Below are 18,107 nucleotides of genomic sequence, written 5' to 3'. Positions count from 1 at the left end.
GCCCTTTTCCGGGGCCGTCTCACCCAACCATTGGAAAGGCTTAACATGGAGAAACCTCTGAACAAGCAGGAACTTATTGCTCAGGTTGCCGAGGCTGCAGATCTTCCCAAGGCAAAGGCTGGCGATGTCGTGGACGCCGTTTTCGGTGCCATTGAAAAGACCCTGGCCAAGGGGCAGGAAGTCCGCCTGGTAGGCTTCGGCAGCTTCGTGACAGCCACCCGTAAGGCTGCCAAGGGGCGCAACCCGCGTACTGGCGAAGAGATCGACATTCCGGCTTCTACATCCGTGCGTTTCAAGCCGGGCAAGGGTCTGAAGGACGCCGTCAGCAAGTAAGACGGCTGATGCAGGGCGGGGAAGAGAGTTTTTCTGAAAAAATGAAAATTCCCCGTTGCGCCCTGAGGTGCTTTTGCATATAAACCGGGGCGGGCAATTAGCTCAGCGGTAGAGCGTCTCGTTTACACCGAGAGGGTCGGCGGTTCGATCCCGTCATTGCCCACCACCCCATATACCAAGTTTATTTATGACCTGGCGTTTCGAACAGTATGAAACGCTGGCATCCACTTCCGATCTCTGTCGGGAACGGGCTGAAGCCGGCGAAAAGAGTGGGCTGGCCGTACTGGCAGAACGACAGAGTGCCGCACGGGGCAGCCGTGGGCGTGGCTGGGATAGTGGTGAAGGAAATCTGGCTTTTTCCTTCCTTTTCCATTTTTCTGACAGTCGTGATTTTCGGGCGGTCCTGCCGTATCTGGCAAGTCTGGCCTTTCATGATGGCCTGATGGCCGCTGCCTCATGTCCTGAAAATCTGTCTGACCGGCTACGGGTAAAGTGGCCGAATGATCTTCTTCTGTCCGGACGCAAGATGGCGGGCATCCTCATTGAGACGGGTCTGTCAGCAGGGGGCGACCCTTCCACATGCTGGGCGGTGATCGGCATGGGAGTCAATCTGCGCCAGGCTCCGGCCATTGAGGGACGGCAGCTGGCAGCTCTGGCTGAAGTCTGTTCTCCTCCGGATGCTGTATCCTGCGCTCATGCCATCCTGCACGCTTTCGATGACTGGATGGAACGCTGGAAGAGAAACGGTAACGGCGTGATCTGGGAAGGCTGGATGAAACGTGCCCACCCCGTGGGTACTCGACTGATCCTCAGAAGACATGGTAGGGAGACAGCAGGCCGCTTTGCCGGGCTTGATGCGCAGGGGCATCTTCTGCTCACGCTGGACGGTGGTGCCGTGATTTCAGTTGTGACGGGTGATGTGATCTGTGAGTAAAGGAGGCGATGTGCTGCTCGTCATTGATGCTGGCAATACGAATGTGGTGTTTGCCGTTCATGATGGCGGGTCATGGGTAGGACGCTGGCGCATCTCGACGGATGACCGCAGGACGGCGGATGAATATGCCGTCTGGCTGCTGGCACTGATGGAACGGGCAGGGCTTGGCCCGGATTGTGTAACGCAGGCCATCATCGGTACGGTGGTGCCGGCTGCGTTGTATGATCTGCGGCGTCTGTGCCGGTGCTGGCTGCATGTGGAGCCTCTCGTGGCCAATCATGAGCTGGACTGGCAGATGGATGTACTGGTGGACACGCCAGCGGAGCTGGGAGCGGACCGTCTGCTGAACGGCCTTGCAGCCCGTCAGCTTTATGGTGGTGGCCCGCTGGTGGTCGTGGATTTTGGAACGGCGACAACCTTTGACGTTGTCGATGCCCGGGGCCGCTACTGCGGCGGGGCGATTGCACCGGGGGTCAATCTCTCGATGGATGCGCTGCATCAGGCAGCGGCACGGCTGCCCCGTGTCAGTGTCGGGCGGCCGGTGGAAGCGATAGGCCGCAGCACGAGTGTGGCGATGCGATCAGGCCTTTTCTGGGGCTATGTGGGTCTGGTCGAAGGAATTGTTCACCGCATTGCCGGTGAGATGGATGAACGTCCCAAGGTGGTGGCGACGGGCGGTCTGGCCCCGCTCTTCTCCGAGGGGACAGCGTTATTTGATGAAGTGGCACCCGACCTGACGCTGGAAGGGCTGCGGATGCTGGCAGCGCAGAACAGGGACCGTTTCATCACCGATTTTTCCGGGCAACAGGCCCATGATGCCTCCGGGCACCCTGACAACGCTTGAACAGGATATGATGCGTTTATGACAGAACAGAAGAATGATTTTGCCTACCTCCCTCTGGGAGGGACAGGCGAGATCGGCATGAATTTCAATCTCTACCGCCTGCGTGAAGATGGTAGGGAACACTGGCTGGCCATTGACTGCGGCATCGGGTTCTCTGGCAATGACACGCCAGAGGCTGATGTTCTCATGTCTGACCCGACCTTCATTGCGGAGCGGAAAGACAGCCTGCATGGTCTGGTCATTACCCATGCCCATGAGGACCATGTGGGGGCCGTGGCCCATCTCTGGCGTTATCTGCGCTGCCCGGTCTACGCCACGCCTTTCACGGCAGCAGTACTGCGCCGCAAGCTGACCGAGGCCGGACTTCAGAATCAGGTCATCATCCACGTCATCATGCCGGGGTCCCGTTTTGATGTCGGGCCGTTTGATCTCCAGTTCATTCCGGTGACACATTCCATTGTGGAAGGGCAGGCCATCGCCATCCGCACCCCGCATGGCATCGTTGTCCATACCGGGGACTGGAAGCTGGACCCGACCCCGATGGTCGGTCCGGTGACGGATGAAGAGGCGTTCCGTGCGCTGGGTGACGAAGGTGTCCTGGCCATGGTGGGTGACAGCACCAACGTCATGAAGGAAGGGCGTTCCCAGTCCGAAGCGGAAGTCCGTGTCGGCCTGACGGAAATGATCGCCAGGCTGGAAGGGCGTGTCGCCGTGACCTGCTTTGCCAGTAACGTGGCCCGTGTGGAGAGCATCGCCAAGGCGGGCCTGGCCTCCGGCCGTGAGATCATGGTGGTGGGCCGTTCCCTGCGCAATCTTGAATCGGCTGCCCGTGAATGCGGCTATTTTGCTGATTTGCCGCCTTTCCTGACAGAATATGACGTCAAGGATGTGCCGGATGAGAACCTGCTGATGATCATTACGGGCAGTCAGGGTGAGGCCCGTTCGGCTCTGTCCCGCATTGCCTGCGATACCCATTCCACCATTTCGCTGGGTGAGGGGGATACGGTCATCTACAGCTCCCGTGTCATTCCGGGGAATGAACAGGCTGTCATGACCGTGCAGGACAATCTGACCCGCCGTGGCGTGACCGTGCTGACAGACAGGGATGGCATGGTGCATACATCCGGTCATGCGACCGGTGGCGATATCCGTCATCTCTACAGTCTGGTCCGGCCCCGTTACAGCATTCCGACGCATGGGGAATGGCGTCATCTGACGGCACACGGGGCACTGGCCCGTGAATGTGGTGCAGAAGCCGTGCTGCTGGAAGATGGTGACATCCTCAATCTGGCACCGGGAGCCGTCGAGGTGGTCGATACGGCCCCGACAGGCCTTCTGGCTCTGGATGGTGACCGCCTCCTGCCCATGACGGGCGGCGTTCTGGCGGCCCGCCGCCGGATGCTGTTCAACGGCATGGTGCTGGCCAGCTTTGCGGTGGATGATGAAGGCTATGTCATTGGTGAGCCTCGTATCAGTGCGCCGGGCCTGCTGGAGCGGGATGACCCCGAAAGCTCCCGTATCCGTGAAGAATTTGCCTATGCCATTGATGAGATTCCCGACGAATTCCGTCAGGATGATCAGGCGTTCCGTGATGCGGCACGCACGGCCCTGCGTCGGGCACTGGGCCGGAAACTGCGGAAGCGTCCGCTGGTTGATGTCCACCTCCTGCGCGTCTGAGGAAAAAAGAACATGCGGTTAAGTCAGGCCTTCCAGCCCACTCTGAAGGAAGTTCCCGCCGAGGCACAGATCGCCTCCCACCGGCTGATGCTGCGGGCGGGTCTCGTACGGCAGTCTTCATCGGGCATCTATACATGGCTGCCCGCAGGGCTGCGTGTTCTGCGGAACATCGCCAATATCGTACGGCAGGAACAGGACCGGATTGGCGGGCAGGAAATCCTGATGCCAACCGTCCAGTCCGCTGAGCTGTGGCGGCGTTCGGGCCGTTACGATGCCTATGGGCCGGAGATGCTGCGCATTGAGGATCGGCAGGGGCGTGAGCTGCTCTACGGTCCGACCAATGAGGAAATGGTAACGGACCTTTTCGGTGGCACGGTGAAATCATATCGTGAACTGCCGAAGATGCTCTATCATATCCAGTGGAAGTTTCGGGATGAGATCCGCCCCCGTTTCGGCGTGATGCGTGGCCGTGAATTCTACATGAAGGACGGCTACAGCTTCGATCTCTCCTATGAGGATGCGGTGAGCAGCTATTACCGCATCATGCTGTCCTATCTGAAGATTTTCCGCCGTCTGGGTGTGCAGGCCGTACCGATGGCCGCTGATACGGGGCCGATCGGTGGCGAACTGAGCCATGAATTCCTTGTTCTTGCCCCGACAGGGGAGAGCGAGGTTTTCTATGATGCTGGCTGGGATGAGATTGACTGGGACAGTATCGGTCTTGACCCGCAGAAGGAGGAAGACCTCCAGAAGCTGCGTGAGATCGTGAAGACGACCTATTCCGCCACGGATGAAAAGCACGACCTTTCCGCATGGGAGGCTGTGCCGGAAGATCGCCGCCGTGGGGGGCGTGGCATTGAAGTGGGTCACATCTTCTATTTCGGTACGAAATACACCGAATCCATGGGCGTGGAGGTGAGTGGTGCTGATGGTGCGCCCCTGCATCCACACATGGGGTCTTACGGCATTGGTGTATCCCGTCTGGTCGGGGCCATCATCGAGGCCTCCCACGATGAAGCCGGGATCATCTGGCCGGAGGAAGTGGCTCCCTATCGGGCGGCTCTACTCAATCTTCGTCCCGGTGATGAGCTGTGCGATCAGCTCTGCGAGTCCATCTATGGTCGTGACCCGGAAGGACTGCTCTATGATGACCGTTCCGACCGTGCCGGTGTGAAGTTCAATGATGCCGACCTGATGGGCCATCCGTGGCAGATCATCGTTGGTCCCCGTGGGGCCAAGGCGGGCATGGTGGAGCTGAAGCACCGTGCCACTGGCGAGCGGAGTGAACTGGCCCTGGATGAGGCTCTGGCAAAGCTGGGGCTGGCCTGACCATGTTCGGACGGTTTGAGCGGACAGTCGCCTTGCGCTATCTGCGTGCCCGCAAGGGAGAACGCTTTGCCTCTGTCATTGCGCTTTTCTCCCTTGTCGGAATCGCCCTGGGGGTGGCGACGCTCATTATCGTCATGGCCGTGATGAATGGTTTCAAAGCCGACCTGATGGGCCGGATTCTCGGCCTGCATGGGGACCTGAATGTCTATGCCTATGGGCAGGTTATCCGGGACTACAAGGATGATGCCGCTCTGATCCGCAGGGTCCCAGGCGTGACGCAGGTGCTGCCCATGACGCAGGGTACGGTCCTTGCGGAAGCAGGCCGTTATTCCACGGGGGCCATGCTGGAAGGGCTGGCGCAGGAGGACCTGCGGAGCTGGAAAGCCCTCAGTGATGGAATCATGGAAGGAAGTCTGGATGATTTCCGGGGTGATTCCGCCGTGGCGGTGGGGGTTACGTTGGCCGAACGGGCCGGCCTGCATGTCGGGTCGCCACTGACCATCCTCTCCCCCAACGGGCAGGCCACGCCATTCGGTACGATGCCTCGGGTACGGAAGCTGCATGTGGCCCTGATCTTTGATGCCAACTGGAATGACTATAATAGCAACATCATCCTCATGCCGCTGGCGGCGTCCCAGAAATTCCTGATGATGGGGGACGGCGTGTCCCTGATGCAGATCAGTACGTCCGACCCGCTGAATGTCAGACCCGTCAGCCGCCAGATTACGGAGGCTCTGAATGATCCCCGTCTTCAGGTGCTAGACTGGACGCAGAGTGCCAACGGTTTTCTGGATGCTGTGACGGTGGAGCAGAACGTGATGTTCCTCATCCTCACGCTCATCATTCTCGTGGCGGCCTTCAACGTGATTTCCTCGCTCATCATGATGGTCAAGGACAAGACACGGGATATTGCGGTATTGCGGACCTTCGGGGCCAGCCGGGGCAGCGTGATGCGCATTTTCCTTATGTGCGGGGCGTCCGTGGGTGTTGTGGGAACGGTCGTGGGAACGGGGCTGGGCATCTGTTTTGCCCTGAACATCGAACGCATCCGTCATGTTCTGGAATCACTGACGGGGACGGACCTGTTCAATCCGGAAGTTTATTTCCTGGCCCGCCTTCCGGCCCGTCTGGTCTGGTCGCAGGTTGTGGAAGTCGCCGTGCTGTCGCTGGCTCTGTCCCTGCTGGCGACATTGTATCCTTCATGGCGTGCGGCGAAGACGGACCCGGTGGAGGCCCTGCGGCATGAGTGAGACACGGCAGATGACGGTTCTGACTCTTGAGGCACTGGGGCGGTCCTTCCATTCCGGTGATGAAGAGCTGCACATCCTGTGCGGGGCTGATTTTGCCCTGAAGAGCGGCGAGCTGGTGGCCCTGGTTGCACCAAGCGGGACGGGTAAGTCCACCCTGCTGCATCTTGCCGGTCTTCTGGAGCGTCCGGATACTGGTGAGGTGTTCATCAGGGGGCAGGCCACGTCCCGTCTGGGTGAGGCAGGGCGCACGGCTCTGCGGCGGGATGAGATCGGTTTCGTGTATCAGTTTCACCATCTGCTGCGGGAATTCACCGCCGTGGAGAATGTAATTCTGCCCCAGCTGGCAGCAGGCGTGAAACCGGCCGAGGCCCGGAAGTGGGCGGAAGACCTGCTGGTCCGTTTCGGGTTGTCCCATCGGCTGGAGGCCCTGCCGGGGCGCATGTCCGGTGGGGAGCAGCAGAGGACGGCTATCGCCCGTGCGCTGGCGAACCGGCCCAGCCTGCTTCTGGCTGATGAACCAACGGGCAATCTGGACACAAAAACGGCTGATCTTGTTTTCGCCGAGCTGATGCGTGTCGTGCGGGAAGAAGGCGTGGCGGCTCTGATCGCCACCCATAATGAAGCTCTGGCCGCAGCAATGGACCGCACCGTGACACTGGATGAAGGGCGTATCGTTCCTTTTCAGGGATGAGGGTGTTTTCTGTTCCGCAGTGGCGGAGGGACATGGTAATCATGGGCCATGTCCTATGCCAGCTTCGTCCATCTCCGTAATCACTCTGCTTATTCCCTCAGTCAGGGGGCGATCCGTGTCTCCGAACTTGTAGAGCTGGCGAAGAAGAACGCCATGCCTGCCGTGGCCCTGACGGATAGCGGCAACATGTTCGGTGGTCTGGAATTCTCCCAGAGCTGCCGCAAGGCCGGTGTGCAGCCCATCATCGGGTGTCAGCTGGCATTGCCTTCAGCTTCGGGCAGGCCCGGTGTTCCGGCGGAACCGCTGGTCGTTCTGGCCCGGACAGAAGAAGGGCTGGAGAATCTCCAGTATCTTTCCACGCAGGGCTTCCTAAATGGCGATTCAGCGGACCCATCCATGCCGCTGGATGTACTGTGCAGCCGTGCGGGGGGGCTGTTCCTGCTGACAGGTGGTAACAGAGGGCCGATCAACAGGCTGCTGCTTGGCGAACAGACAGTCGCTGCGAAGGAGATGCTCCAGCGTTTCAGGGAAGCGTTCGGGGGGTATGTGGCGGTCGAGATCAACCGGCTGGATGAAGCTGGGGAGGAGATCACGGAGCCGCAGCTGATCGCTCTGGCCGATGAGCTGGACCTGCCGCTTGTAGCCACCAATGAATGTTTCTTTCCAAAGCCAGAACTTCATGAGGCGCATGATGCGCTGCTCTGTATTGCGCAGGGGCGGACCATGGCGGAAGAAGACCGCTGGCGTGTCTCCCGTCAGGCCTGGTTCAAGACGCCGGAGGAAATGCGGGAGCTGTTCCACGACCTGCCGGAAGCCTGTGACAATACGCTGGTGATTGCACGTCACTGTGCCGTGGCGGTGAACACCCGCAAGCCGCTCCTTCCTGTCTGTCCGAAGGTCCGTGAGGGCAGCACGGAAGAAGAAACCCTGCGGGCCATGGCACGGGAAGGGCTGGAGAAGCGTCTGGCCGTCATGAAGGACGGTGAATCCCAGCGGGCAGCCTATGAGGAACGGTTCGAGACCGAGCTGGACATCATCGCCGGTATGGGCTTCCCCGGGTACTTCCTCATCGTGGCGGACTTCATCCAGTGGGCCAAGGCGCATGACATTCCGGTAGGGCCGGGGCGTGGGTCCGGTGCAGGGTCTCTGGTGGCCTATGCGCTGACCATCACGGATATTGACCCCATCCCGTTCGGGTTGCTTTTTGAGCGGTTCCTGAATCCTGAACGTGTGTCCATGCCGGACTTTGATATTGATTTCTGTCAGGACCGGCGGGATGAGGTCATCCGCTATGTGCGGAATGAGTACGGCCATGAGCGTGTGGCGCAGATTATCACTTTCGGGAAGCTTCAGGCCAAGGCGGCCGTGCGGGATGTGGGGCGTGTGCTGGGTCTGCCCTATGGCATGGTCAACCGTGTTGCGGAGCTGATTCCGAATAATCCGGCCAAGCCGACACCACTGGCGCAGGCTATTGAGGAAGAACCCCGTCTTCAGGAGATGCGGGACACGGATGAGATGATCCGCCGCCTTCTGGAAATCGCCCTTCAGCTGGAAGGGTTGTATCGTCACGCCTCGACCCATGCGGCCGGTGTGGTGATCGGGGACCGTGATCTTGTGGAGCTTGTGCCGCTCTATCGTGATCCCCGAAGTGAGATGCTGGTCACTCAGTATAACATGAAGTTCGTGGAGCAGGCCGGGCTGGTCAAGTTCGACTTTCTCGGGCTGACGACGCTGACCATTCTCAAGCGGGGAGTCGATTTTCTGCGAGGGCTGGGGGTGGAGGTGGACCTCTCCCATATTCCGCTGGATGACAGGAAAACCTTCGAGATGATGGCCCGGGGGGACACGGCGGGCGTGTTCCAGTTTGAAGGGGCGGGCATGAGGGACATGCTCAAGCAGATGGCTGCCAGCCGTCTGGAAGACCTGATTGCCGGCGTGTCCCTTTACCGGCCCGGCCCGATGGAAAACATTCCGGAATATTGCCGTCGCAAACATGGGGCACCGTGGGAGCCGCCCCATGAGGAAATCCGCCCGATCCTGGAAGAGACTTATGGCATCATGGTCTATCAGGAACAGGTGATGCAGATTGCCCAGAAAATGGCCGGTTACAGCCTCGGCGGTGCTGACCTGCTCCGGCGTGCGATGGGCAAGAAGATCGCCTCGGAGATGGAAAAGCAGAGGGCCATCTTCTGCGAGGGAGCCACAAAGAGGGGTATTACGGCGGAAAAGGCTGAAGAGGTGTTCGACCTCATGGCCAAGTTTGCCAATTACGGGTTCAACAAATCCCACGCCGCAGCCTATGCGTTTGTTTCCTATCAGACGGCGTGGATGAAGGCGAACCATCCGGTGGCCTTTCTCGCAGGCTGTATGTCTCTGGCACGGGAAAAGACGGAAAAACTGGCGGCTCTCTGTCAGGAAGCCAGACGGATGGGGATTCCTGTCCTGCCGGTGGACATCAACAAATCTCAGGCCGATTTCTCCATTGAAAAGATGGAGGATGGCCAGCTTGGTATCCGTTACGCTCTGGCCGCCGTCAAGCGGGTCGGGTTCGTGGCGATGGAAGGGCTGGTGCGGGACCGTGGAGAAAAACCCTTCTGCGATCTGACCGATTTTGCGGAACGGTGCGATTCCCGCAACATCAACAAGATACAGATGGAAAGTCTGGCCAAGGCCGGAGCTTTTGACAGTCTGGAGCCGGACCGTCATACGGTTTTCGCCAGTGCGGAAATCATTCTGCGCCGGGCGCAGTCCCGGGCGCAGGAGAAAGAAGTGGGGCAGGCAGGGCTGTTTGGCGGTGGCGTGGACAGTAGCCTGCGGGAAGTCCTGCGGCTGAAGAAGGTCCGTCCGTGGCCGGATTTTGAGCGGCTGTCTCACGAGGCCGGGGTGATTGGCTTCCATATGAGTGCTCATCCGCTGGATGCCTACAGGCATGTATTGCGGCGTCTTGGTGTGACGCCTGCCCTTCAGCTGGAGAGCAGGGCACATCAGGGTACGGTGCGTGTGGCGATTGCAGGCTGTGTGGTGGACAGGAAGGAACGTCCGACCAGAACGGGCAAGAAGATGGCATGGGTCACGCTGACAGATGCCAGTGGCGGCTGTGAGGTCACGTTATTCTCCGAGACACTGGAGAGCTGCCGGGATCTTCTGGTGGCGGGGCAGGCCGTTCTTGTACAGGCGGAGCTAAAGCTGGATGGTGATGCCCTGCGCATTACGGCGAACAGCGTGCAGGACCTTGAGACGGCAGCGGCTCATGAAAAAAGTGAAGTGCGGATATGGCTCGATCATGAAGCTGCCCTTGACCCTCTGCATGAGATGCTGGAAGGCATCCGGGGGGGACGGGGGCGTGTCGTGCTGATGCCAACTCTGGAAGAGACGCAGGATATCGAGATCAGGCTGCCGGGGTTCTACCGTATCACGCCCCGGCTGGCGGAGCAGATGAACACGCTGGAGGGGATCAGCAAGCTGGAGCAGGTATGAAAAAGGCCCCGCCAAGGGAGCGGGACCTGTCCTGAAAGTTTGTTCTGGGAGCAGGATCAGAATGGTACGGGCACTTTGACGCCATTGACCTTGATGGTGCCGTTATCCACGACAATGTGCCAGCCCGTGTAGTGGTCCGGTTCCCGTTCCCCCATGAAGCGGGCGATGAGCAGGGCTGCGGTGATTTTGGCCGGGGCTACCTTGCTGACCTGATCGATCATTTCACCGATCTGCCCGATGGAGAGGTGAACGTCGGCCTTCAGGTTCTTGGTGCCTTCGCCCGCCACGACAGTGCCGTTTCCATCAACATCACTGCCATTGATGACGGTATGCAGTTTGTTGATGGTCAGGTGGTAAGGAGGCTTGGCGGCCGGTACGAAACTGACATCCCCGGTGAGGGCGGGCGGCAGCAGAATGGCCCCGGGAGAGTGGAGACCGGCAGCATCAAACGTGACATGGATGGTCGGGGTTGTGCTGAGGACATGCACATGGGCCGAGCTGGCCGTGGAGACCCGGTCCGGACGGGTCATGGTGATGCCCTTCCATTGCAGTTCCGGCAGGGTATTCTTCACTTCTTCCACTTCCGGCAGTGGCTGCGTGGAGCAGACCTCCGTCATGCCACGGTGATAGGCCGTCAGGGCGGCATAGGCGACGGCGGCGTTGAGGCGGGTCAGTGCAGCCTCATCCAGCTTCCGGCTATGGTCCGTGGCTGTACTGGTTGCCACGGTGATGTGGTGCTGCGTTCCCGTCAGCTCGGCTGTCATCCCCTTGATGAGAATGCCCTGCTTTGATCTGGTGACTGTTCCCGGAGAGTAGGTGAAACAGTCTGCCGAAAGATGGGGCAGCGTATCAGCTGAAGCGGAGGGCAGGGCCTGATGGCCCAAGGCCAGCAGGGCGAGGCCACCAGCAGCGGCCAGCGCACGGAAAAGACGGATGGAATGATGTGACATAATGCTTGGGAGAGTGGCGGAGTCTGAGGCGTCTGGCAATGGGGGAGGGGAAATTATCCCCTCCGGCCTTTTCTGGCAGAGCGTGGGGCGAACAGGGTCGTCAGCTGGGCGATCATGGTGTCGCCAAGGTCTTCGGCCGAGCTGATGGTCACGCTGTTGGCGTAATAGCGTGTGACGTCATGCCCGATGCCGATGGCCAGCAGTTCCCCGGCAGGGTCATTTTCCAGCTGGTGAATGACACGGTGCAGGTGCAGGTCCAGATATTCCGGCCCATTGGCGGAGGATGTACTGTCATCCACCGGTGCCCCGTCGGAGATCACCATAAGGATACGGCGATGCTCCGGGCGGTGTTTCAGGCGTTTCCAGGCCCAGAGCAGGGCCTCACCATCGATGTTCTCTTTCAGCAGCCCTTCACGCAGCATGAGGCCGATATTGCGCCGGGCACGCCGCCACGGCGTGTCAGCCGATTTATAGATGATGTGGCGGAGGTCATTCAGGCGGCCCGGTTCTTTCGGGCGGCCTGCCTCGCTCCATTTCACCCGGCTCTGGCCGCCCTTCCAGGCCCGCGTGGTGAAGCCCAGAACTTCGACCTTGATGCCGCAGCGTTCCAGCGTCCGGGCCAGAATGTCGCCACAGATGGCTGCCGTGGTGATGGGACGCCCCCGCATGGAACCTGAATTGTCGATCAGCAGGGTGACGGTCGTGTCACGGAAGTCGATCTTGCCTTCCTGCTTGTAGGAAAGAGGCAGGGAGGGGTTGCTGATGATGCGGGGCAGGCGGGCGGCATCAAGGATGCCGTCTTCCTGATCGAAATGCCAGCGACGCTGCTGTTGGGCCAGCAGTTTGCGCTGCAGACGGTGGGCAAGGCGGGAAACGAACCCCTGAGTCTGTTGGAGCTGTTCATCCAGCTTGTCACGCAGAAGGTCCAGTTCGGTCGGGTCACAGAGGTCGCTGGCGTGGACTTCCTCGTCAAATTCCTGCGTATAGGCCTGATAGCTGTCGCTTTTCCTGATGGAACAGTTACGCTCTTCTTCCGTCTGGGCGGAAGGGCCGGCAGGCTGTTCGTATCCGTTCTCGCCCTCCGTCAGGATGGCTTCCATCTCTTCGGAGGAAAGGCCTTCTGCACTGGCGGATTCATCGGACTCATCGCTCAGGGCGGCTTCGGCATCCTCTGTCGTGCCATCTTCCTCTTCCTGCCCCTGCGGATCAGGAGCGGAGGATTCGCCGTCCGTTTTTTCTTCCTGGCTCTGGCCACGGGACTTTGAAGGGTCCGGTTCCTCCGTTTTTTCGTCAGTCTCCTTCATGGTGAAGACTTTCACGAAATGCCGGGATGCTTCACTGAAGAGCGTCTGGTCATTCTGCACCTCAGCCAGTCTGGCCAGCGATTCACGTGCTCTGGGGCTGAGGGACTGCCGCCATTCTTCCAGAGCCGGACCGGTCATGCTCTCGGGCAGTTTCCGGCCGGAGAGGGCTTCCCGTGTCAGGAGTTCCAAGGCGAGGGGAGTGGGCATGTCATCCCGCTCGATCATTTTCGCACTGTTGAGGGCATGGAGCCGCCGCCCCAGGTAATCCTCCAGATTGGCCTGTACCCCGGCCATGTGGCGGGCACCATAGACCTCACACCGGGCCTGCTCCATGCCGTCAGTGATGGTCTGGGTCTGCGCATCAGGGATGGTGATGCGCTTTTCCGGATCATGATGGCGTTGATGCAGGGCCACGGCATCGGTAGCCCCCCGGATGTAGGTCTTGTCCTCAGGGGTGAGAGCCGCACGCTCCAGAGAGGCCAGAGCGGGTGTCATGGGAACATCCTGATGACCACTCAGGGCGCGCTGCGTGGCAAAGATTGCCTTGCGGAAGAGTTCGTGCGGATCAGACATGAGATCAACCCAGTGGGGAGGCGTTGAAACAACGCTGGTAATATTCAGCCACGATGCTGCGCTCGGCTTCGTCACATCTGTTGAGGAAGCTCAGGCGGAAGGCGAGAGGCACGTCCCTGAAGATGGTGATGTTTTCAGCCCAGGAGAGAACCGTCCGGGGTGAGATGACGGTGGAAATGTCTCCGTTCATGAAGCCTGCACGGCTCAGGTCTGCCAGCTCCACCATCTGGCCGATGAGGGTTTCTTCCAGAGCGTCACCTATCTTGGCCCTGATGATGCGGATTTCCTGTTCCTTGGGCAGATAGTTCAGGGAGGTGACGATGTTCCAGCGGTCCATCTGGCCCTGATTGATCTGCTGTGTGCCGTGATACAACCCGGTCGTGTCGCCCAGTCCGACCGTGTTGGCCGTGGCGAACAGGCGGAAAGAGGGATGCGGATGGATGACACGGTTCTGGTCCAGCAGGGTCAGGGCACCATCAGTTTCCAGCACACGCTGGATGACGAACATGACGTCCGGCCGTCCGGCATCATATTCGTCGAAGATCAGACTGCATGGATTCTGGAGGCACCACGGCAGCAGTCCTTCACGGAATTCCGTGACCTGCTTGCCATCTTCCAGCGTGATGGCATCCTTGCCGATGAGGTCGATGCGGGAAATGTGACTGTCCAGATTGATGCGGACACAGGGCCAGTTCAGCCGTGCGGCGATCTGGTCGATATGGGAGGATTTCCCGGTGCCGTGGAACCCCTGAACCAGCACGCGGCGGTTATGCATGAACCCGGCAAGGATGGCACGGGTCGTGTCCCGGTCGAACTGGTAGGCCGGGTCAATGTCAGGGACATGGTCTGTCTTCTGCGACCAGACGGGGACCTCAAACTCCAGGTCCAGACCGAACAGCTCCCGTGCGGGCTTCAGGCTGTCAGGTGTCTGGGGCAGTGTCTCGGAGAGGGACTGTGCTGAGGGAAGAGCCATGACATGATTCCTGTCATTGAAAAGGTGAAAAATGGGAGGTCAGAAAATGTCCATCCTATTAAGGACTCTACAAGTACGATTACATAATCCCCGGAAGATGGGAAGGGGTGAGACGTTACCCGGCATCGGCAGTTTCTTGCTCCATGCTGCTGGCAAAATGATCCCGCAGTGTGGCATAGGCTGTGCCGATCACCTTGAAGCGTTCCTCGGCCCGCGGGTCATCCTGATTGGCGTCCGGATGGTAGCGGCGGGCCAGCACACGGTAGCGGGTCTTGATGACCTCGATGGTGGTTGGCCATTCAAGATTGAGCTGGGCCAGAGGTTCACGCAGGGCGGCGGGAGCGTGACGGCGTGTTTCGGCCTCCCGTGAAGGACGGGCCTTGTGCCCCCTGAGAATGTCCAGCGGGTCATGCAGGTCATCCAGCGTGAAGGAAGCCCGTGCGGAATCGTGACCCGGGGTCCCCATTTTCCACGAAGGACGCTGCCACGATGTATCTTCCCGAAGATGCCGTTCAATCTGCCCTGGCGTCATGCCCCGGTAATAGTCCCAGTTGGCATTGTACTGGCGCACATGTTCCAGACAGAACCAGTAATAGCTGCGCAGGTTGTCCCGCCCCCGGGGGGCACGGTAACCGGCTGGCTGGTCGCAGTCCGGATGGTCGCAACATTGCTGGGGAGCGTCCGGGTCCGGTGCGAAGGCTTTATGTCTGGATGGTTTACGTTGCATAATGGACGATATGGGGAGAGGTCTGGCATGGATGCAAGCATCCTTTCTCCCAAGGATAAAAGATTCCTGTGATGGATCAGACAGGCAGAACCTGTGACCCCCGTGGCAGAACATGGAAGAGATGCGATGAAGAGAGCCGACCGTATGAGAACCGTGCTGGAGGAGGCTCTGGCCCCTTCCGTGCTGGAAATCCGGGATGACAGCGCACGGCACAGCCATCACGCTGCGATGCGCACTGCCGCACAGGAGAGCAGGGGGCCTGAACGGGCAGGCGAGACTCATTATCACCTGCATGTGGTCAGCCGCCACTTTGACGGGATGACAAGTCTGGAGCGGCACAGGCTTGTCCATGAGATTCTGGCGGAGGAATTCAGGACGGGGCTGCACGCCCTGTCCCTCTCCCTGAAGGGGGAGGCACGGTCATGAAAAACCGGATGCTTCTGAAGCGGTTTGCTGGTGGTTTCATGCTCTGGGCAGGCGTGGTTGCTGGCCCGGTGGTGGGGCTTGGTCTTTCAGGCTGTGCCACCTCCGGTTACGATCACCTTGCAACGGCTGACCGGCATGACATTCACCGGGTGGAAGCCTATCTGAACGGGCTGACATCCCTGCGGGCTTCTTTCGTGCAGGATGGTCCCGCCCAGCAGCAGGGTGATGGTCAGTTCACATATGTGCCGGGCCGCTTCGAGATGGTGTATGAGGTTCCGCACGCCATGCGGGCCGTGGCCAGGGATGGCCGTCTCGTGCTGCGCAATGCCGACAGTGGGGCCGTGACGCATCTGTCACTCAGGCGGAACCCGCTGGGTCTCCTGCTGCGTCATCCCATCGAGTTCGAGAAGGAGGTGCAGGTTACCGCAGTGTCCCGTGGTACTGAATCGCTCCAGCTTTCGGTGGCGGAAGCCAATAATCCGTCTCAGGGTCTTCTGACGCTCCAGTTTTCTGATGTGCATGGCAGGCTGACGCTTGTTGGCATACAGGGTGTCGATGCCCGCCATCATCATTTTGGCCTTTCCCTGTTTGACGTGCAGGAGAATCAGCCTGTTTCCGAGAGCAGCTTCACCCTGCCTGAATAAGGTTCAGGACTGGCGGGTCACTGGGCCGAAAAGGGCTGTCCAGTTTTTCAGCAGGGCAGCGTCGGCATCAGACATGGTGAGTGACGGGTTGAAACGGTGCAGGCTGGTCACGCCATAGTTACGGATGCCGCAGGGGATGATTCCTTCAAAGTCACTGAGGGCGGGGGATACGTTCAGCGAGATTCCGTGCCAGCTGACCCAGCGTGTGACACGGATGCCCAGAGCGGCGATCTTGGTTTCCAGTCCGTTCCGGGCATCAAGGCACCATACGCCAATCCGGCCTTCCCGGGTGAAGGCATCCACATTCAGTGACTGGAGGCTCATGATGAGCCAGCGTTCCAGCATCTGGACGAAGGCCCGTACGTCCCGTGCAGGCAGGGGACCATGTGGTCGGGTAAGGTCCAGCATGACATAGGCAATACGCTGGCCGGGACCGTGATAGGTCCATTGCCCGCCTCTTCCGGCTTCGAAGGTCGGGTAGTTGTGAGGATTGATGAGGTCTTCCGGTTTTGCGGATGTACCGGCCGTGTAGAGGGGGGGATGTTCTGTCAGCCAGATGCGCTGGGGGGCCTGCTGAAGATGGATGGCCTCCACCTGTTGGCGCATGAATTCGAGAGCATCAGGGTAGGGGCAGGGCGTCCCGTCTTCCTGCCAGATAATTTCTTCATAAAACTGTGTCATGACCATTGCCCTCTCTGTTTTGATGGGCTATAGGCCATTTCGCCGGAGCGGTCACGCCTCAGAAGTGAGGAAGTCAGACCGCTTTTGTCACGGAGCGGCCGTGGCGGAATGGTAGACGCGCAAGCTTGAGGTGCTTGTGGGGGATAACCCCGTGGAAGTTCGAGTCTTCTCGGCCGCACCATACTTCCTGTAGCGACGTATGGTTCTGACATGGCAGTGGTCATGTTACGTTAATTTCACGAAAAAATGTGACTGTTACTAGGTCTCCGCCCTATCTCGGGGTGGAATTTGTATTACATCTTCATTTATATAAGGGTCTGCTTAATGAGGTGGCCAGGTTGTATCCCACTGGCACATCTGAATTGAAGAAAGAACTCTGCCGTCAATACTGGGCAGGGTATGACCTTAGAGAGAGTTGAGATGATCAAGCCATTGAAGAAAGCTGTTTTGCCTGTTGCCGGTCTGGGGACACGCTTCCTGCCAGCAACGAAGGCTATGCCGAAAGAAATGCTGCCGGTGGTGGACAAGCCGTTGATTCAGTATGCGATTGATGAGGCCCGTGCTGCGGGTATTGAAGAATTCTGTCTGGTTACGGCCCGTGGCAAAGACAATCTGATTGACTATTTTGATATCGCTTATGAACTCGAGAGTACACTGAAAGAACGCAAGAAGACGTCCGCCATCAAGGCTCTGGAGAGCAGCAGTGTGGAGGCAGGGTCTCTTGTTGCTGTTCGCCAGCAGAATCCCCTGGGGCTTGGTCATGCCATCTGGTGTGCCCGCAATTTCATTGGTGATGATCCTTTTGCCATTCTTCTTCCGGATGACATCGTCAAGGGTGGGCGCAGTTGTGTGGCCCAGCTCGCTGATGTCTATCATCAGACGGGGGGAAATGTCGTTGCTGTGGATGAGGTCCCACATGAATGGACTGACCGTTATGGCGTTCTGGAAGTTGGTGAGGATGATGGGCGCAGGGTCGAGGTCAAGGGGCTTGTCGAGAAGCCTGCCCCGGAGGATGCTCCGTCCAATCTGGCCATCATCGGTCGGTACGTGCTGACGGCTGATGTTCTCAAGCCGCTTTCCGCCCTGAAGACTGGCGTGGGTGGTGAGGTCCAGCTGACGGACGCCATGGCTGAGATGATCGGCAAGGTGCCTTTCCATGGTCTGCGCTATGAGGGCACACGGTTTGACTGTGGAAGCAAGCTGGGCTTCCTTGAGGCACAGGTTGCCATGGCTCTGGAGCGTGATGACCTAGCCGATGATGTACATGCTTTCCTGAAGAAATACGTCTGAGAGG

16 protein-coding genes and 2 tRNA genes are annotated in these 18,107 nt (G+C 59.3%); 13 read left to right on the top strand and 5 right to left on the bottom strand.

The features are described 5' to 3' along the window. Nucleotides 1-45: 45 nt before the first annotated feature. The 9 genes from NQF87_RS02760 (at nucleotide 46) to dnaE (ending at nucleotide 10,535) form a co-directional block, all read left to right on the top strand. A complete protein-coding gene (locus NQF87_RS02760) occupies nucleotides 46-333 on the top strand; it encodes an HU family DNA-binding protein (RefSeq protein WP_266126884.1) in 288 nt (95 codons plus the stop codon). A 91-nt stretch (nucleotides 334-424) separates the two neighbouring features. Then, nucleotides 425-499: transfer RNA gene (locus tag NQF87_RS02755), tRNA-Val, on the top strand. A gap of 21 nt (nucleotides 500-520) precedes the next feature. Next, nucleotides 521-1,267 carry a biotin--[acetyl-CoA-carboxylase] ligase gene (locus NQF87_RS02750; RefSeq protein WP_266126883.1) on the top strand — a complete coding sequence of 249 codons (747 nt, stop codon included), beginning with the start codon at nucleotides 521-523 and terminating at the stop codon, nucleotides 1,265-1,267. A gap of 10 nt (nucleotides 1,268-1,277) precedes the next feature. Further along, entirely contained in the window at nucleotides 1,278-2,111 is an 834-nt protein-coding gene (locus NQF87_RS02745; RefSeq protein ID WP_266127037.1) for a type III pantothenate kinase, read from the top strand. An 18-nt stretch (nucleotides 2,112-2,129) separates the two neighbouring features. Further along, on the top strand, nucleotides 2,130-3,788 hold the full coding sequence (locus NQF87_RS02740; RefSeq protein WP_266126882.1) for a ribonuclease J: 1,659 nt from the start codon (nucleotides 2,130-2,132) through the stop codon (nucleotides 3,786-3,788). A gap of 12 nt (nucleotides 3,789-3,800) precedes the next feature. Next, a complete protein-coding gene (proS, locus tag NQF87_RS02735) occupies nucleotides 3,801-5,117 on the top strand; it encodes a proline--tRNA ligase (protein WP_266126881.1) in 1,317 nt (438 codons plus the stop codon). 2 nt (nucleotides 5,118-5,119) lie between these two features. Next, entirely contained in the window at nucleotides 5,120-6,367 is a 1,248-nt protein-coding gene (locus NQF87_RS02730) for a lipoprotein-releasing ABC transporter permease subunit (RefSeq protein ID WP_266126880.1), read from the top strand. After that, complete coding sequence (locus tag NQF87_RS02725) at nucleotides 6,360-7,058, top strand: ABC transporter ATP-binding protein (protein ID WP_266126879.1); 699 nt, start codon at nucleotides 6,360-6,362, stop codon at nucleotides 7,056-7,058. The genes NQF87_RS02730 and NQF87_RS02725 overlap by 8 nt, the downstream gene beginning before the upstream one ends. Nucleotides 7,059-7,106: 48 nt before the next feature. Continuing rightward, complete coding sequence (gene dnaE / locus NQF87_RS02720) at nucleotides 7,107-10,535, top strand: DNA polymerase III subunit alpha (RefSeq protein ID WP_266126878.1); 3,429 nt, start codon at nucleotides 7,107-7,109, stop codon at nucleotides 10,533-10,535. 56 nt (nucleotides 10,536-10,591) lie between these two features. Here dnaE and NQF87_RS02715 read toward each other — a convergent pair whose 3' ends face one another. The 4 genes from NQF87_RS02715 to NQF87_RS02700 form a co-directional block, all read right to left on the bottom strand. Continuing rightward, on the bottom strand, nucleotides 10,592-11,485 hold the full coding sequence (locus NQF87_RS02715; RefSeq protein WP_266126877.1) for a hypothetical protein: 894 nt from the start codon (nucleotides 11,483-11,485) through the stop codon (nucleotides 10,592-10,594). 53 nt (nucleotides 11,486-11,538) lie between these two features. Continuing rightward, complete coding sequence (locus NQF87_RS02710) at nucleotides 11,539-13,362, bottom strand: cobaltochelatase CobT-related protein (RefSeq protein WP_266126876.1); 1,824 nt, start codon at nucleotides 13,360-13,362, stop codon at nucleotides 11,539-11,541. Between the two features lie 4 nt (nucleotides 13,363-13,366). After that, nucleotides 13,367-14,335 carry an AAA family ATPase gene (locus NQF87_RS02705; RefSeq protein ID WP_266126875.1) on the bottom strand — a complete coding sequence of 323 codons (969 nt, stop codon included), beginning with the start codon at nucleotides 14,333-14,335 and terminating at the stop codon, nucleotides 13,367-13,369. Between the two features lie 115 nt (nucleotides 14,336-14,450). Continuing rightward, nucleotides 14,451-15,062 carry a J domain-containing protein gene (locus tag NQF87_RS02700; RefSeq protein WP_266126874.1) on the bottom strand — a complete coding sequence of 204 codons (612 nt, stop codon included), beginning with the start codon at nucleotides 15,060-15,062 and terminating at the stop codon, nucleotides 14,451-14,453. Between the two features lie 126 nt (nucleotides 15,063-15,188). On the opposite strand from NQF87_RS02700, the gene NQF87_RS02695 reads away from it, so the two are divergent. Both NQF87_RS02695 and NQF87_RS02690 read left to right on the top strand, forming a co-directional pair. After that, the gene (locus NQF87_RS02695; protein ID WP_266126873.1) at nucleotides 15,189-15,488 is read left to right on the top strand and encodes a BolA family protein; all 300 of its coding nucleotides are present in this window, start codon (nucleotides 15,189-15,191) and stop codon (nucleotides 15,486-15,488) included. After that, on the top strand, nucleotides 15,485-16,132 hold the full coding sequence (locus NQF87_RS02690; protein WP_266126872.1) for a LolA family protein: 648 nt from the start codon (nucleotides 15,485-15,487) through the stop codon (nucleotides 16,130-16,132). The genes NQF87_RS02695 and NQF87_RS02690 overlap by 4 nt, the downstream gene beginning before the upstream one ends. Before the next feature lie 3 nt (nucleotides 16,133-16,135). Here NQF87_RS02690 and lipB read toward each other — a convergent pair whose 3' ends face one another. Further along, nucleotides 16,136-16,819, bottom strand: a complete 684-nt coding sequence (lipB, locus tag NQF87_RS02685; protein WP_407651980.1) for a lipoyl(octanoyl) transferase LipB — start codon at nucleotides 16,817-16,819, stop codon at nucleotides 16,136-16,138. Between the two features lie 88 nt (nucleotides 16,820-16,907). On the opposite strand from lipB, the gene NQF87_RS02680 reads away from it, so the two are divergent. Together NQF87_RS02680 and galU are read left to right on the top strand one after the other, a co-directional pair. Next, a tRNA-Leu gene (locus NQF87_RS02680) sits at nucleotides 16,908-16,994 on the top strand. Nucleotides 16,995-17,233: 239 nt separating this feature from the next. Then, entirely contained in the window at nucleotides 17,234-18,103 is an 870-nt protein-coding gene (galU, locus tag NQF87_RS02675; RefSeq protein ID WP_266126870.1) for a UTP--glucose-1-phosphate uridylyltransferase GalU, read from the top strand. Nucleotides 18,104-18,107 lie beyond the last annotated feature (4 nt).

Origin of the sequence: Bombella dulcis (assembly GCF_026385505.1) — a bacterium.
Taxonomy (GTDB): Bacteria; Pseudomonadota; Alphaproteobacteria; order Acetobacterales; family Acetobacteraceae; genus Bombella; species Bombella dulcis.
The sequence above is the reverse complement of the archived record's forward strand: the minus strand, read 5'-3'. Positions and strand labels throughout refer to the sequence as shown.

What these genes read in the sequence shown, in the direction of transcription:
- NQF87_RS02760 (WP_266126884.1), top strand. Translation starts at nt 46, where the DNA reads ATGGAGAAACCTCTGAACAAGCAGGAACTTATTGCTCAGGTTGCCGAG.
- NQF87_RS02750 (WP_266126883.1), top strand. Translation starts at nt 521, where the DNA reads ATGACCTGGCGTTTCGAACAGTATGAAACGCTGGCATCCACTTCCGAT.
- NQF87_RS02740 (WP_266126882.1), top strand. Translation starts at nt 2,130, where the DNA reads ATGACAGAACAGAAGAATGATTTTGCCTACCTCCCTCTGGGAGGGACA.
- proS (WP_266126881.1), top strand. Translation starts at nt 3,801, where the DNA reads ATGCGGTTAAGTCAGGCCTTCCAGCCCACTCTGAAGGAAGTTCCCGCC.
- NQF87_RS02730 (WP_266126880.1), top strand. Translation starts at nt 5,120, where the DNA reads ATGTTCGGACGGTTTGAGCGGACAGTCGCCTTGCGCTATCTGCGTGCC.
- NQF87_RS02725 (WP_266126879.1), top strand. Translation starts at nt 6,360, where the DNA reads ATGAGTGAGACACGGCAGATGACGGTTCTGACTCTTGAGGCACTGGGG.
- dnaE (WP_266126878.1), top strand. Translation starts at nt 7,107, where the DNA reads ATGTCCTATGCCAGCTTCGTCCATCTCCGTAATCACTCTGCTTATTCC.
- NQF87_RS02715 (WP_266126877.1), bottom strand. Translation starts at nt 11,485, where the DNA reads ATGTCACATCATTCCATCCGTCTTTTCCGTGCGCTGGCCGCTGCTGGT.
- NQF87_RS02710 (WP_266126876.1), bottom strand. Translation starts at nt 13,362, where the DNA reads ATGTCTGATCCGCACGAACTCTTCCGCAAGGCAATCTTTGCCACGCAG.
- NQF87_RS02705 (WP_266126875.1), bottom strand. Translation starts at nt 14,335, where the DNA reads ATGGCTCTTCCCTCAGCACAGTCCCTCTCCGAGACACTGCCCCAGACA.
- NQF87_RS02700 (WP_266126874.1), bottom strand. Translation starts at nt 15,062, where the DNA reads ATGCAACGTAAACCATCCAGACATAAAGCCTTCGCACCGGACCCGGAC.
- NQF87_RS02695 (WP_266126873.1), top strand. Translation starts at nt 15,189, where the DNA reads ATGAAGAGAGCCGACCGTATGAGAACCGTGCTGGAGGAGGCTCTGGCC.
- NQF87_RS02690 (WP_266126872.1), top strand. Translation starts at nt 15,485, where the DNA reads ATGAAAAACCGGATGCTTCTGAAGCGGTTTGCTGGTGGTTTCATGCTC.
- lipB (WP_407651980.1), bottom strand. Translation starts at nt 16,819, where the DNA reads ATGGTCATGACACAGTTTTATGAAGAAATTATCTGGCAGGAAGACGGG.
- galU (WP_266126870.1), top strand. Translation starts at nt 17,234, where the DNA reads ATGATCAAGCCATTGAAGAAAGCTGTTTTGCCTGTTGCCGGTCTGGGG.